Source organism: Streptomyces sp. VNUA24, assembly GCF_029167005.1.
GTDB lineage: Bacteria > Actinomycetota > Actinomycetes > Streptomycetales > Streptomycetaceae > Streptomyces > Streptomyces scabiei.
The window spans coordinates 7,358,782-7,373,577 of the sequence record NZ_CP119143.1 but is presented as its reverse complement, the minus strand read 5'-3'; the positions used below and the strand labels follow the sequence as shown (position 1 = coordinate 7,373,577).

Annotated in this window: 10 protein-coding genes; 2 read left to right on the top strand and 8 right to left on the bottom strand. The window is 72.6% G+C overall.

Going from position 1 to position 14,796, the window contains the following annotated elements:
- Window positions 1–58: 58 nt before the first annotated feature.
- The 3 genes from PYR72_RS31565 to proB all read right to left on the bottom strand — a co-directional run bounded on the left by PYR72_RS31565 (window position 59) and on the right by proB (window position 3,192).
- A complete protein-coding gene (locus PYR72_RS31565) occupies window positions 59–1,345 on the bottom strand; it encodes a glutamate-5-semialdehyde dehydrogenase (protein WP_275458424.1) in 1,287 nt (428 codons plus the stop codon).
- 112 nt (window positions 1,346–1,457) lie between these two features.
- Complete coding sequence (locus PYR72_RS31560; RefSeq protein WP_275460577.1) at window positions 1,458–1,925, bottom strand: hypothetical protein; 468 nt, start codon at window positions 1,923–1,925, stop codon at window positions 1,458–1,460.
- Between the two features lie 160 nt (window positions 1,926–2,085).
- Window positions 2,086–3,192 carry a glutamate 5-kinase gene (proB, locus tag PYR72_RS31555; RefSeq protein WP_275460576.1) on the bottom strand — a complete coding sequence of 369 codons (1,107 nt, stop codon included), beginning with the start codon at window positions 3,190–3,192 and terminating at the stop codon, window positions 2,086–2,088.
- A 348-nt stretch (window positions 3,193–3,540) separates the two neighbouring features.
- Here proB and PYR72_RS31550 point away from each other — a divergent pair, with 348 nt between their 5' ends.
- Entirely contained in the window at window positions 3,541–5,610 is a 2,070-nt protein-coding gene (locus PYR72_RS31550; protein WP_275458423.1) for a hypothetical protein, read from the top strand.
- 83 nt (window positions 5,611–5,693) lie between these two features.
- On the top strand, window positions 5,694–6,965 hold the full coding sequence (locus tag PYR72_RS31545) for an IS30 family transposase (RefSeq protein ID WP_275456303.1): 1,272 nt from the start codon (window positions 5,694–5,696) through the stop codon (window positions 6,963–6,965).
- Between the two features lie 94 nt (window positions 6,966–7,059).
- Here PYR72_RS31545 and obgE read toward each other — a convergent pair whose 3' ends face one another.
- The 5 genes from obgE to PYR72_RS31520 form a co-directional block, all read right to left on the bottom strand.
- Window positions 7,060–8,496: a GTPase ObgE gene (gene obgE / locus PYR72_RS31540; RefSeq protein ID WP_275458422.1), complete on the bottom strand. Its 1,437-nt coding sequence runs from the start codon at window positions 8,494–8,496 to the stop codon at window positions 7,060–7,062.
- 170 nt (window positions 8,497–8,666) lie between these two features.
- On the bottom strand, window positions 8,667–8,921 hold the full coding sequence (gene rpmA / locus PYR72_RS31535; RefSeq protein ID WP_013003598.1) for a 50S ribosomal protein L27: 255 nt from the start codon (window positions 8,919–8,921) through the stop codon (window positions 8,667–8,669).
- Between the two features lie 14 nt (window positions 8,922–8,935).
- Window positions 8,936–9,256, bottom strand: a complete 321-nt coding sequence (rplU, locus tag PYR72_RS31530) for a 50S ribosomal protein L21 (protein ID WP_005479329.1) — start codon at window positions 9,254–9,256, stop codon at window positions 8,936–8,938.
- 350 nt (window positions 9,257–9,606) lie between these two features.
- Complete coding sequence (locus tag PYR72_RS31525; protein ID WP_275458421.1) at window positions 9,607–13,737, bottom strand: ribonuclease E/G; 4,131 nt, start codon at window positions 13,735–13,737, stop codon at window positions 9,607–9,609.
- A 246-nt stretch (window positions 13,738–13,983) separates the two neighbouring features.
- A complete protein-coding gene (locus tag PYR72_RS31520) occupies window positions 13,984–14,796 on the bottom strand; it encodes a TIGR03936 family radical SAM-associated protein (protein WP_275458420.1) in 813 nt (270 codons plus the stop codon).

The window sequence follows — 14,796 nt, the reverse complement described above, 5'->3', positions numbered from 1 at the left end:
AGCAGGGGCGCCTGGGCCGTTCGCGGGAACGGGCCGGCGCCCCGGGGGCCGCGTGCGGCTAGCGGCGGATGTGTCCGTCGCCGGTGACGATGTACTTCGTGCTGGTCAGCTCGGGCAGGCCCATCGGGCCCCGGGCGTGCAGCTTCTGCGTGGAGATGCCGATCTCGGCGCCGAAACCGAACTGACCGCCGTCGGTGAACCGGGTCGAGGCGTTGACGGCGACCGTGGTGGAGTCGACCAGCTGGGTGAAGCGGCGGGCGGCCTGCTGGGAGGTGGTCACGATCGCCTCGGTGTGGCCGGAGCTCCAGAGCCGGATGTGCTCCACGGCCCGGTCGAGCGAGTCGACGACGGCGGCGGCGATGTCGTACGACAGGTACTCGGTCTCCCAGTCCTCCGTGGTGGCCTCGACGACCGTGGCCCGGCTCTCCTTGGCGTAGGCGAGGACGCGCTCGTCGGCGTGCACCGTCACGCCCGCGTCGGCGAGCGCGTCGAGGGCGCGGGGCAGGAACTCGGGGGCGATGTCCTGGTGGACCAGGAGGGTCTCGGCGGCGTTGCAGACGCTGACGCGGTGGGCCTTGGAGTTGATGAGGATCTCGACGGCCGTGTCGAGGTCGGCGCCGGCGTCGACGTAGACGTGGCAGTTGCCCGTGCCGGTCTCGATCACCGGGACGGTGGACTCCTCGACGACCGTGCGGATCAGGGAGGCGCCGCCGCGCGGGATGAGCACGTCGACCAGGCCGCGGGCGCGCATCAGCTCGCGGACGGAGTCGTGGCTGTCGCCGGGGACGAGCTGGATGGCGTCGGCCGGCAGGCCCGCGCCGCCGACGGCGTCGCGCAGCACCCGGACGAGGGCGGCGTTGGACTCGTAGGCGGAGGAGGAGCCGCGCAGCAGGACCGCGTTGCCGGACTTCAGGCAGAGGGCGGCCGCGTCCACGGTCACGTTCGGGCGGGCCTCGTAGATGATGCCGACGACGCCGAGGGGGACGCGGACCTGGCGCAGGTCGATGCCGTTGGGGAGGGTGGAGCCGCGGACGACCTCGCCGACCGGGTCGGGCAGCGCGGCCACGTCACGGACGTCGGCGGCGATGGCGCGGATCCGCTCCGGGGTGAGCGTCAGCCGGTCGATGATCGCCTCGCTGGTGCCCGCCGCACGGGCCCGCTCGATGTCCTTGGCGTTGGCCTCGACGACGTCGCTCGTACGGACCTCCAGCGCGTCGGCGACGGCGAGCAGCGCGTCGTCCTTCTCCGCGCGCGGGAGCGGCGCGAGGTCGGCGGCTGCGGCCTTGGCGCGGTAGGCGGCCCGAGTGACCGGCGTCATGGAGTCGTACGGAGAGAGCGAGGTCATACAGGAAGGGTAGTGCGCCCGGCGGGGCGGTTCAGCGCGTGGTCCGAACCGCGAGACACCCGGCGCGGGGCGGCCCCGGGCCCTCCTTCCACGCCGTGCGGCCGCGGGGCGGTCAGAAGGGGTGGACGCCTACGGGTGTGGCCGGGGGCGACCCGTACCCCTCGGCGATGCGCTGGTGGTACGTCTGGCGGTCGATGACCTCCAGGCCGACGATCTCCCAGGGCGGCAGCCCGGCCGTCCGGCGGTGCTCGCCCCACAGGCGCAGGGCGACGGCGGCCGCGTCGTGGAGGTCGCGGGCCTCCTCCCAGTAGCGGATCTCGGCGTGGTCGTGGGCGTAGCGGCTGGTCAGCAGGAAGGGGTGGTCGTGGGCGAGCTGTTCCAGGCCGCGCCGCACCTCCTTGAGAGGGGCCTCGGGCCCCGAGACGCTGAGCGTGACGTGCCACAGCCGGGGCAGGTCCTGCGGCTTCTCGGCGCTCTCGCCCTCGTAGGTGTCCGAGGCGGCGACGCTGGTGAGCTTGCGCTCCTCGCCGGCCGCACGGGAGGGACCACCACCGCGGGACGCCGCGGCCCCGGGGCGCACTCGTCTCACGACGGCCTCCTTCGCAACGATCGGGGCTTCGCAACAGGTCGTGCGGAATCTCCCTGCGTCAAAGTTGAGCAGGCTCAGGAGCTTCGCGTGGTGGTTTTACGGAACGTGCACCGCGGGGGCCCGTGCTCTGCTCTCCCCACGGGGCCGCTGGTCAGGGGTGCAGGAGGACGAGATCGTCCCTGTGTACGACCTCTCGTTCGTACGCGGGACCCAGCTCGCGCGCCAGTTCCCGGGTCGAGCGGCCGATCAGCCGGGGGATCTCCTTGGCATCGAAGTTGACGAGGCCGCGGGCGACCGCCCGGCCCGTGCCGTCGCGCAGTTCCACGGGGTCGCCGGCGGTGAAGTCGCCCTCGACGCCGCCGATGCCGGCCGGCAGCAGCGAGGTGCGGCGCTCGACGACCGCGCGGACGGCGCCGTCGTCGAGGATGAGCGCGCCCTGCGGGGTGGAGGCGTGCTGGAGCCAGAGCAGCCGGTCGGCGGACCGTCGGCCGGTCGGGTGGAAGTAGGTGCCGGTGTCACGGCCGGCCAGGGCGTCCGCCGCGTGGACGGCGCTGGTCAGGACCACGGGGATGCCCGCGCCGGTGGCGATCGCGGCGGCCTCGACCTTGGTGACCATGCCGCCGGTGCCCACGCCCGCCTTGCCGGCGCTGCCGATCTCCACGTGCGCGAGGTCCTCGGGACCCCGTACCTCCGCTATCCGTGACGTGCCCGGCCTGCTGGGGTCCCCGTCGTACACGCCGTCCACGTCCGACAGCAGGACCAGCAGGTCCGCCCGGACGAGATGGGCGACGAGGGCGGCGAGGCGGTCGTTGTCGCCGAAGCGGATCTCGTCCGTGGCGACGGTGTCGTTCTCGTTGACGACGGGCAGCGCGCCCATCGCGAGGAGCTTGTCGAGGGTGCGGGAGGCGTTGCGGTGGTGGGCGCGGCGGCTCATGTCGTCGGAGGTGAGGAGCACCTGGCCGACGCGGATGCCGTAGCGGGCGCAGGAGGCCGTGTAGCGGGCCACGAGGAGGCCCTGGCCGACGCTGGCGGCGGCCTGCTGGCGGGCGAGGTCCTTGGGCCGGCGGCGCAGGCCGAGCGGCGCGAGCCCGGCGGCGATGGCACCGGAGGAGACCAGCACGACCTCCCGCTCTCCCCCGCTGCGGGCCTTGGCGAGGACGTCCACCAGGGCGTCCACCCGGTCGGCGTCGAGGCCGCCGGACGCCGTCGTCAGCGACGAGGAGCCCACCTTGACGACGATCCGGTGCGCCTTCGCCACTGCCTGCCTTGCCGCTGACACGCCTATCCCCAATGCTCCGAACAGCCCGGTGTGTGCACTTCGCAATCTACGGGAGCGGGCGGACCGGACGCGTCCTCATTTCGAGGGGCGGACGGCACGGTACCCGCCGGGGCGGGGGGCGGCGGCCGGTCGCCGGGCCGGGGGAGGAGGATGCAGGGACCGCACTCCAGGTCCCGCCCGTTATGTGCGGCTTCCGGTGATTGTTCCCACGGCGGATTGCTCCCCGGCCTCCCTAGGTCATACGGTCAGGGATCGGCCTTCCGCAGGCCGCCCCCGGAGTCACCCTCCCCCTCTTTGTCCGTCACCCCCTCCGCAGGAGCCCAGCCCGTGCCCTCCGCAGGCCCCCGTACCCGCCGCGTCGCGCAGCTCTCCGCGCTGTTCGCGATGTTCGCGCTCTTCACGGCCCAGATCGTTTCCGCGCTGCTGCCGAACATTCCCGTGTTCGTCGCCGCGAGCGCGGCGGGCCTTCTCCTGGACACGTTCCTGCAGTACCGGGACCCCGGACTGCTGGCACTGCTGGGCAAGATCCGCTTCGACGCGCTGGTGCGCCAGCTGATGCGCGACATGCTGATCCTGGTGGGGCTGCTGCGCATCGACGGGATCGACCCGTTGAGCGAGCAGGCACCGCTCCTGGTCGGCCTCCTCCTCTTCTACGGGGTGCACTTCGCCTGCCAGGCCGTCTCGGTGCTCGTGCGCCGCAGCCGGACGCTGCCGATCGTGACCCGCAACATCGACGCCTCCGCGCTGCGCCTGACGGCCGCGCCGCCGCGCATCCTGGCCCGCCGCCAGGCCCACCGGCTGCTGACCTTCTCGCTGCCGATCACGGCCGGCCTGGTGCTCACCGCGGCCACGCAGGACGCCACCTGGGGCGGCGTCGGCATCGGCGCCGGTCTCACCCTCCTGGCCGCGGGCACCGCGTACCTGGCGACCTGGCTGCTGCCGAGGAAGCGCGCGAAGAACGAGCAGCAGGTCATGGAGTGGCTGGACGCGTGGCTCGCCGACTACCGGCCGACCACCGCGATGTACTTCTCCGGCGGTACGACGTCGGCGTACCAGGCGAACATGTGGCTCTCCACGCTCTCGCAGCTGGAGAAGCCGCTGATCGTGCTGCGTGAGCGCTTCATGGTCCAGAAGATCGACGCGACGGACGTGCCGATCATCTGCTTCCCGAAGGTCGCCACGATGTTCTCGCTGGAGACCTCCACGCTGAAGATGATGCTGCACCCGGCCAACGCCGCGAAGACCTCCCAGGTGCTGCGCATCCCCACCGTCAAGCACGCCTTCATCAACCACGGCGAGAGCGACAAGCTGTCCTCCTGCAACCCGTACGCGAAGGCGTACGACGAGGTGTGGGTCGCCGGCCCCGCGGCGCGCGAGCGGTACGCGCTCGCCGAGGTCGGCGTCGAGGACAAGGACATCGTCGAGGTCGGCCGGCCGCAGCTGGCGCCGATCCGCCCGTACGCGGGCCCGCCGGCGGGCACGTACACCACCGTCCTGTACGCCCCCACCTGGGAGGGCTGGGACGGCAACCCGGGCAACACGTCCGTGGTGCTGGCCGGCGAGAACATCGTCCGGCAGCTCCTCGCCGACGACAAGGTACGGCTGCTGTACAAGCCGCACCCGATGACCGGCTCGGTCGACCCGCGCGCGGGTGTGGCCAACGAGCGCATCAAGGCGATGATCCGCGAGGCCAACGCCCGGCGCTCGGGCGCCCGGCCGGGTGCGGAGGCGGCCGCCGAGCTGACCCGTCGCGCGGCCGAGCTGGACCGGCTGACCTCCACGTCGTTCCGTTCCAGCGCGGACGAGATGGAGCGGATGCTGCTGCAGGGCACGCCCAGCGGGGACCGTGCGACGGCGATCGCCGAGGCGACGCTCGCCTGGGAGAGGGCGTACTGGGCGTCGTTCCCGGAGTGGGAGCACGGCATCGTGACCGAGGCGCGGCCCGCGATCTTCGCCTGCTTCAACGTGTCGGACCTGCTGATCAGCGATGTCTCCTCGGTGGTCTCCGACTGGCTGTCGAGTGAGAAGCCGTACTCGGTCGCCAACACGTCCGGGCTGCCGGAGGCGGCGTTCCGTGCGGCCTTCCCGACGGTCTCCGCGGGTGTCGTCCTGACGCCCGGGGCGGACGGTGTCCCCGCCCTCCTCGACGCGGTCCGCAACCCCGAGAAGGACGGTTTCGCCAAGGCCCGCGCCGAGCTCAAGGAGCAGCTGCTGGGTCCCTCCGACCCGCCGTCGCCGGTCCGCTTCGGCTCCGCGGTGAAGGCGCTCTGCGCCAAGGCCGACGACCGCCGTGTGCGGATGGAGTCGCGGATCGTCAACGACATGCCGTCGCCCCGGGAGGCCGGAGACGAGCTCACCGAGGGCGAGCCGAGCGAGACGAGCGAGGCCCTCGCGTAGGGACACGCCGACCGTACGCCGAAGGGCCCCGGAGAGATCCCGGGTTCTAGTGGTCGTCGCAACACCCCAGTTCAAGGGGTGCGATGGACTTCGAGGTTCGTGAGGAACGGGGCAACTACGGCGCCAAGCCTCTGGTCCGGGAGCGGGAGGAATACCTTCGGCTTGTGGATCTTGGGATAAGCAACACGGAAGCCTGCCGGATCGTCGGCATCAACCGCCGCACCGGCACACGATGGCGTTACGGCCGGCAGGCATCCGGGAAGAAGAGGGCGTACGCGCCCATCGCCGACACCGGGATTCCGTGGGAGCCCCATGAGGTGCCTGCCCGATCGGCGGCAGAGCCCGAAGCGGCTGGCCCGTCCCGGTACCTGGGCGAGGCCGAGCGCATCCACCTCGCCGACCGGCTGCGGGAGAAGGCGTCCATCCGCACGATCGCGGCCGAGCTGGGCCGCAGCCCCTCCACCATCAGCCGGGAGATACGCCGCAACCGGCGGCCCATGCCCAGGGGCGGCTGGGCCTACCAGCCATTCCACGCCCACCGTCGCGCCGAACGGCGACGCCCCCGTCCCAAGCCCGGCAAGATCGGGCAGAACCCCGAGCTGCGGGACTTCATCCAGGACCACCTCACCAAACGGTGGAGTCCGGAGCAGATCTGCCACGCTCTGCGCAGGCGCTTTCCCGACCGGCCGGAGATGCACGTGGTCCACGAGACGATCTACCAGGCCCTCTACGTCCAGAGCCGCGGTGAGCTGAAGCGGGAACTGACACGAGCCCTGCGGACCGGACGCGCCATGCGACGGCCCCGCCGTCAGGCTGCGAGCCGCAGGCAGCGGTTCCCGCACCCGATGGTCATGATCAGCGAACGGCCCGCCGAAGCCGCCGACCGCGCCGTTCCCGGCCACTGGGAAGGCGACCTCATCATCGGCGCCAACACCCGCTCCGCCATCGCCACCCTGGTCGAACGCAGCACCCGCTACCTGATGCTCCTCCACCTTCCCCACGGCCACAGCGCCGCCGCCGTCCGCACCGCGCTGGTCGACACCGTCCAGACCCTCCCACCCCACCTGAAACGATCTCTGACCTGGGACCAGGGCACGGAGATGGCCTACCACCACAACTTCACCGTCACCACCGACGTCCCGGTCTACTTCTGCGACCCGGCCAGCCCCTGGCAACGCGGCTCCAACGAGAACACCAACGGCCTGCTGAGGCAGTACTTCCCCAAGGGCACCGACCTGTCCGTCCACACCCGCGAGGACCTGGACGCCGTCGCCGCCGAACTCAACAGCCGCCCACGCAAAACGCTCGGCTGGGAAACCCCAGCCGAGCGTCTGTCTAAACTGCTCGCGGCTTGATCAACTCACCGCGGTGTTGCAACGACCCCTGGAATTCGCCGATCCGGGGCCCTTCGGCGTACGCGGTGCGCTCGGGACCTGCCCGGCGGCAGCCCTAGAACGGCTCGAAGTCGTCGTACTCCTTCTGGAGTTCGTCCCGCGCCGCCTGGCGGTCACGGCGACGCGTGACGGCCGGGCGGGGCTCCTCGAAGCGGTGGTCCTCGCCGCGGCGGCCGAGCATCTCCGCGCCGGCCATGACGGTCGGCTCCCAGTCGAAGACGACCGCGTTGTCCTCGGGGCCGATGGCGACGCCGTCGCCGGAGCGGGCGCCCGCCTTCATCAGCTCGTCCTCGACGCCCAGGCGGTTCAGGCGGTCGGCGAGGTAGCCCACCGCCTCGTCGTTGTTGAAGTCGGTCTGGCGGACCCAGCGCTCCGGCTTCTCGCCCCGGACGCGGAACAGCCCGTCCTCCTCCCGCACGACCGTGAAGCCCGCGTCGTCGACGGCCTTGGGCCGGATGACGATCCGCGTCGCCTCCTCCTGCGGCTTGGCGGCGCGTGCCCGGCCCACGAGGTCGGCGAGCGCGAACGACAGCTCCCGCAGGCCCGTGTGGGCGACGGCGGACACCTCGAAGACCCGGTAGCCGCGGGCCTCCAGGTCCGGCCGCACCATCTCGGCGAGGTCCTTGCCGTCGGGCACGTCGATCTTGTTGAGGACGACGATCCGGGGCCGCTTGTCGAGACCGCCGTACTGCGTCAGCTCCTCCTCGATGATGTCGAGGTCGGAGACGGGGTCGCGGTCGGACTCCAGCGTCGCGGTGTCGAGGACGTGGACGAGGACGCTGCAGCGCTCGACGTGGCGCAGGAACTCCAGACCCAGGCCCTTGCCCTGGCTCGCGCCGGGGATCAGTCCGGGGACGTCGGCGATCGTGTAGACGGTCTCGCCGGCCGTCACCACGCCCAGGTTGGGGACGAGGGTGGTGAAGGGGTAGTCCGCGATCTTCGGCTTGGCCGCGCTCAGCACCGAGATCAGCGAGGACTTGCCCGCGCTCGGGTAGCCGACCAGCGCCACGTCGGCGACGGTCTTCAGCTCCAGGACGATGTCGCCCATGTCGCCGGGCACGCCGAGCAGCGCGAAGCCGGGCGCCTTGCGGCGGGCGGAGGCGAGGGCCGCGTTGCCGAGGCCGCCCCGGCCGCCCTGCGCGGCGACGAAGGAGGTGCCGTGGCCGACGAGGTCGGCGAGGACGTTGCCCTGCCGGTCCAGCACGACCGTGCCGTCCGGCACGGGAAGGACCAGGTCCTGCCCGTCCTTGCCCGACCGGTTGCCGCCCTCGCCGGGCTTGCCGTTGGTGGCCTTGCGGTGCGGGGAGTGGTGGTAGTCGAGGAGCGTCGTCACCGACTGGTCGACGGTCAGGATGACGTCGCCGCCCCGGCCGCCGTTGCCGCCGTCGGGGCCGCCGAGCGGCTTGAACTTCTCCCGGTGGACGGAGGCACAGCCGTGGCCTCCGTTACCCGCGGCGACATGCAGCTCGACGCGGTCCACGAAGGTGGTCATGGTGGGTGCCTCCAGATACGCGTGATGCGTGGTGTACGGAAATGTCTTACCTGTAACACGTCAAAGGCGGACCCGCTTCCCGTACGGAAATCCTGTACGAGAAGTGAGGTCCGCCTCGACGAATCGCTCTACGGAAGCCTTGGCCGTGAAGACCGGGCGAGTCGGAAGACTCAGGCGGCCGGAACGATGTTGACGACCTTGCGACCACGGCTGGTGCCGAACTCGACCGCACCGGCGTTCAGCGCGAACAGCGTGTCGTCCTTGCCGCGGCCGACACCGGCGCCCGGGTGGAAGTGCGTGCCGCGCTGGCGGACCAGGATCTCACCGGCGTTGACGACCTGACCGCCGAAGCGCTTCACGCCGAGCCGCTGAGCGTTGGAGTCGCGACCGTTCCGGGTGGACGATGCGCCCTTCTTGTGTGCCATGTCTCCTCAGTCCCTTACTTCGCAGCCGCGGGGATCTCAGTGACCTTGATCGCCGTGTACTGCTGGCGGTGGCCCTGACGACGGCGGTAGCCGGTCTTGTTCTTGTAGCGCAGAATGTCGATCTTCTGGCCCTTGTGGTGGTCCACGACCTCGGCCTGGACCTTGATGCCGGCCAGCACCCACGGGTCGCTGGTCACAGCGTCGCCGTCGACGACGAGCAGGGTCGAGAGCTCGACCGTGTCGCCGACACTGGCGGTGGAAATCTTGTCAACCTCAACGATGTCGCCGACAGCAACCTTGTGCTGGCGACCACCGCTGCGCACGATGGCGTACACGCGGATCTCACTCTCTCGCTCGGGAACGGCACCCCCGCAGTCCAGCCGCCCGACATGCGAACGGCCTCTCCCACGGCGCCCGGCGCGCGGAAGGAATGAGGTTTACGGGGATGTGACGCGTCTCTACCTACGGACACGCCGACGGTCAAGGTTACGGGGCCACGGTCGAAGGGGTCAAACCGAGCCCCCCGCCCACCGCGTGACCGATGTCTCACCGCCCCCGAGCAGCCGTTTCCCGGCCGGGCCCGGGCTCCCCGCACCCGCCGGCACCCGGTACGCCGGTGCCCCTGCCGGGTGGTCTCCCACCCGGCAGGGGCACCGGCGGCAGCGGACCGTACGTCCGCCCGGGCTCAGCCCTCGTCGGTCGAGGCCGTGACCGTGGCCGACGTCTGCTCGGCGGCCACCGTGGTCTTCTTCGCGGCCGTCTTCTTCGTGGCCGCCTTCTTGGCCGTGGCCTTCTTCGCGACCGTCTTCTTGGCCGCCGCCGTCTTCTTCGTGGCGGCCTTCTTCGCCGTCGCCTTCTTGGCCGTCTTGCGCGCCGCCGTCTTCTTGGCGGGCGCCTCGGCCGCGGTCTCCCCGGTGGCCTCGGCGGCCTCCGCGACCGGCGCCTCGGCGGCCTCCCCGGCCGGGGTCGCGACCGTGTCCTCGGCGGACGCGGACGGGACCACGACCACCGCGGCCTCCGCCGACGCCGTGGGCGCCGTCGCCTTGCGCACGGCACGCCGACGCGGACGCGCCGGAGCCGCGCTCTCGGCGGTGGCGGCGGCCGCGGGCTGCGCGGCCTCGGCGGCCACGGCCGGCTCGATCTCCGTCACCGGCGCCTCGTGGACGACCGGCTCGGACACCGTCACCACGGTGTCCTCCACCGCCGCTCCGGCCGGGGCGCCCGCCGGAGCGGACACCTTCCGGGTGGCCCGGCGACGCGTACGGCCCTTGGGCGCCGCGTCCTCGGTGCTCTCGGCGGCGGGCGTCCCGACGGCTGTCGTCTCGACGACCGGTGTCTCGACGACCGGGTCCTCCACCGCCACGGGCTCCGCCTCGGCGGCCTCGCGCGGCTTCGGGGCACGGTCCTCGGAGACGGTGCCGGTCACGGACGCGCGGGACTTCGGCGCACCCGAGGGCGCGGACGCCCGCCGGGTCGCGCGGCGCCGCGAACGGCCCCGTCCGACCGCCGCCTCGGCCTCGGCGACGCTGCTGTACAGCTCCTCGTCCGGCTCGAACTCGGGGGCGGGCAGTGCCACCGGCTCGGCGACCTCGGCGGCCACCTCGGCCTCGGCCTGTTCGGTGGTCGTCTCCACCGGCTCGGCGGTCTCGTGCCCGGACACGTGCTCGTGGTCGTGCTCGTGCTCGGCGCCGCCGCGGCCGCGCTTGCGGCGCTTGCCGCCACCGCCGACGGCCGTCGGCTGGTCCATGTGCACGATCACGCCGCGCCCGTTGCAGTGGACGCAGGTCTCGGAGAAGGACTCCAGCAGGCCCTGGCCGACCCGCTTGCGGGTCATCTGGACCAGGCCCAGCGAGGTGACCTCGGCGACCTGGTGCTTCGTCCGGTCGCGTCCCAGGCACTCCAGCAGACGCCGCAGCACCAGGTCCCGGTTGGACTCCAGGACCATGTCGATGAAGTCGATGACGACGATGCCACCGAGGTCGCGCAGCCGCAGCTGACGCACGATCTCCTCGGCCGCCTCCAGGTTGTTCCTGGTGACCGTCTCCTCCAGGTTGCCGCCCTGGCCGGTGAACTTGCCGGTGTTGACGTCGACCACGATCATGGCCTCGGTCTTGTCGATCACCAGCGAACCGCCGCTGGGCAGCCACACCTTGCGGTCCAGCGCCTTCATCAGCTGCTCGTCGATGCGGTACGTCGCGAAGACGTCGACCTCGGAGGTCCACTTCTGCAGCCGCTCGGCCAGGTCGGGCGCCACGTGCGAGACGTATCCGTGGATGGTCTCCCAGGCGTCCTCGCCGCTGACGATGACCTTGGAGAAGTCCTCGTTGAAGATGTCGCGGACCACGCGGACGGTCATGTCCGGCTCGCCGTACAGCAGCGTCGGCGCGTTGCCGTTCTTCGCCTTCTTCTGGATGTCCTCCCACTGCGCCTGCAGCCGCTCGACGTCACGGCGCAGCTCGTCCTCGCTGGCGCCCTCGGCGGCGGTGCGCACGATGACGCCCGCGTCCTCGGGGACGATCTTCTTGAGGATGGTCTTCAGCCGGGCCCGCTCGGTGTCGGGCAGCTTGCGGCTGATCCCGGTCATCGACCCCTCGGGGACGTACACCAGGTAGCGGCCGGGCAGGGAGACCTGGCTGGTCAGACGCGCGCCCTTGTGGCCGATGGGGTCCTTCGTCACCTGGACGAGCACCGACTGGCCGGACTTCAGGGCGGACTCGATGCGGCGCGGCCCGTTGGCCATGCCGAGCGCCTCGAAGTTGACCTCGCCGGCGTACAGCACCGCGTTGCGGCCCTTGCCGATGTCGATGAAGGCGGCCTCCATCGACGGCAGCACGTTCTGCACCTTGCCGAGGTAGACGTTCCCGACGTACGAGGTCGACTGCTCCTTGTTGACGTAGTGCTCGACGAGCACGTTGTCTTCCAGGACGCCGATCTGGGTGCGCTCGCCGCTCTGGCGGACGACCATGACGCGCTCGACGGCCTCGCGGCGGGCGAGGAACTCGGCCTCGGTGATGATCGGGACGCGGCGGCGGCCCTGCTCCCGGCCTTCGCGGCGGCGCTGCTTCTTGGCCTCCAGACGGGTGGAGCCCTTGATGGACTGCACCTCGTCGGAGAACTCGGTCTCCTTGGCGCGGCGCTCCCGCGGCTCACGGACCTTGACGACCGTGCGCTCGGGGTCGTCGGGCGTCGCGTCGGCGTCGGTGCCGGAGTCACCGGCGCGACGGCGACGACGGCGGCGACGGCGGCTGCTGCTGGAGCCGGAACCGGAGTCGTCGCGCTCGTCGGCCTCGTCCTCGGCGTCCTCGTCCAGCTGCTCGGCGGTGTCCTCGGCGTCCTGCGCGGCCTGCTCGGCGGCGTGTTCGTCGCCCTCGGCGGCGTCGTCGGCGTCGGTCGCGTCACCCCGGCGACGGCGGCGCCCGCCCCGGCGGCGGCGACGGCGCGAGCCGGTGGACTCCTCCTCGCCGAACTCGTCGCCCTCGCCGGAGTCCTCGGCGCCCTCGTCGGGCTCCTCGGCGTCCTCGGCCTCGTCGGGCTCCTCGGTCACGACGGCGGCGGGCTGCTCGGCCGCGGCGGGTTCGCCCCGACGGCGACGGCGGCGGCGCGAACCGCCGGTGTTCTCCTCCTCGGCGAACCCGCCGAGGTCGGCGGTCTCGACGGTCTCCTCGACGTCCTCGGCCTCCACGGTCTCGGCCTCCGCCGCGGCGGCGGCCTGCGCGGCGGCCCGCTCCGGCGTCTGGAACATCGGCTCTGTGAAGACAGGGGCCTGGAACACGGCCACGGCGGGCCGGGACGGGCGGGACGGCGCGTCCTCGGCGACCGGCGCGGTCGGCGCCGAGAAGCCGCCGGCGGCCTTGCGCGCCGAGCGGCGGCGGGCGCGACGGGGACCGCCGTCCTCCGCCTCGGCGGCCGGAGCCTCCTGGACGGGCCGGGCCGGCGCGGTCTCGGCGGCGGGCGCCTCGACGGTCTTCGACGTGGTGTCCGCGGCGGCGACGGCCTCGGTGCTCTCGGGCGTCCCGGCGGGCGTGGTCACGCGGCGCGTGGCACGACGACGAGTACGGGCGGCGGGGGCCGCCTCCTCGACGGCGGCGGGCTCCTCGACGGCCGGAACCTCGGCCGGGGCCACCACCTCAGCGGCGGCGACGCTCTCCTCCACGGCCTGCGGCGCACCCGTCGGAGCCGAAGCACGACGGGTCGCACGACGACGCGGACGGGCAGCGGGCGCCGCCTCCTCGACAGCGGCGGGCTCCTCGACGGCCGGAACCTCGGCCGGGGCCACCACCTCAGCGGCGGCGACACTCTCCTCCACGGCCTGCGGCGCACCCGTCGGAGCCGAAGCACGACGGGTCGCACGACGACGCGGACGGGCAGCGGGCGCCGCCTCCTCCACAGCGGCGGGCTCCTCGGCAGTCTCCGCCACGGCGGTGGCGGTGGCGGGCACCACGGTCTCGACGACCTCGACGGCCTCGGTGTCCTTGGGCGCGCCGGCGGGCGCGGAGGCCCGGCGGGTCGCACGACGACGGGTGCGCGCGGGGGGCGCCGCCGCCTCGGCCGCCTCGGCTTCCTCGTCCGTCTCGGCTTCCGCGACGACCTCGGCGGTCGCGGGGGTCTCCTCCGCCTCGTCGGCGGACACGAGATCGTCGGTCTCGGCGGCGGGTACGGCCGGAGCGGTGCTCTCCGCGGCGGCCTCGGAGGCGGCCGACGGGGGTCCCGCGGGGCGGGACGCGGCGCGGCGGCGACGGCGCGGCGGCAGGGTGTCGCTCGGTGTGTTCTGCTCGGAGCCCTGCGCGGGCTCTGCGGATTCGATCGATTCGGGCATGCGGGCGTTTCTCCCGTCGGGCTCCCGGGCGCCGCGCCCGGTCCGGCAGAGGCCGGTGACGTCCGCGGCTCGCGTCGTGCGCGACTGCCGCCGTCCGGGGCGCGAGCGCCGCACGGGAGCTTTCCGTGTCCTGTCTCGCCGGTTCCGTACGCCATGTTGCGTACGGCCTGGCGAAAGTCTTGTGGTCGGTGCGCTGCCCGACCCAGGTGGCTCCCGGATCAGAGGGCGGCGCTACGACGTCCGTCCCTACGCGGGACCCACCGTCGCCGACGCCTTCGCGGCGGCAGTGGATTCGGCCGTTGAGAGGGCCGGCGCTGCCTCGCGGTCGGGCGCGAGCGGGTCGGTCACCGTGCCGGTCTCTTCATCGAACAGCCCCTGCGCCAGCCTGGTCACCGCTGCGGGGACCGGCGGCGCCAGGTCGGCCACGGCGCGGAGACCGGACAGGACGTCGTCGGGTCGAACGGCAGGCGTCACGTGCCGAACAACCAGGCGCAGTATCGCACAGGGCTGGTCCGTCGGCCCAGCAAGGGGCGCGGCGTCGGCCGCTCCGGCGCCCGCGTCCCGTCCGTCACGACCGGTGAGGTCGACGACGGCGGCCCTGGCGTCGAAGGTCCGCATACCGTTCTTGGTCCTGCGCTGGACCTCGACGAGGTCCGCCGCCGTGAAGGCCTCGACCGCGCGCGCGGCGTCCGCCGGATCCACGCCGTTCAGGCGCAGTTCCCACACGGAGGCCGTGAGACGGTCGGCGAGCCCGGAGGTCCGGGCCTCGACCGCGTCGACGATGTCGAGGCCGGTGGGCAACGACTCGTCGAGCAGGATCCTGAGCTTCTCCGGGTCGCGCGCCTGGGTGAGCGCGATCTCCAGATATTCCGCCTCACTGCCCGTGCCGGTGGGTGCGGCATTGGCGTACGACACCTTCGGATGCGGCGTGAACCCCGCCGAGTACGCCATGGGCACCTCGGCACGGCGCAGCGCACGCTCGAAAGCGCGCTGGAAGTCACGGTGGCTGGTGAACCGGAGGCGGCCGCGCTTGGTGTAGCGCAGTCGGATGCGCTGCAC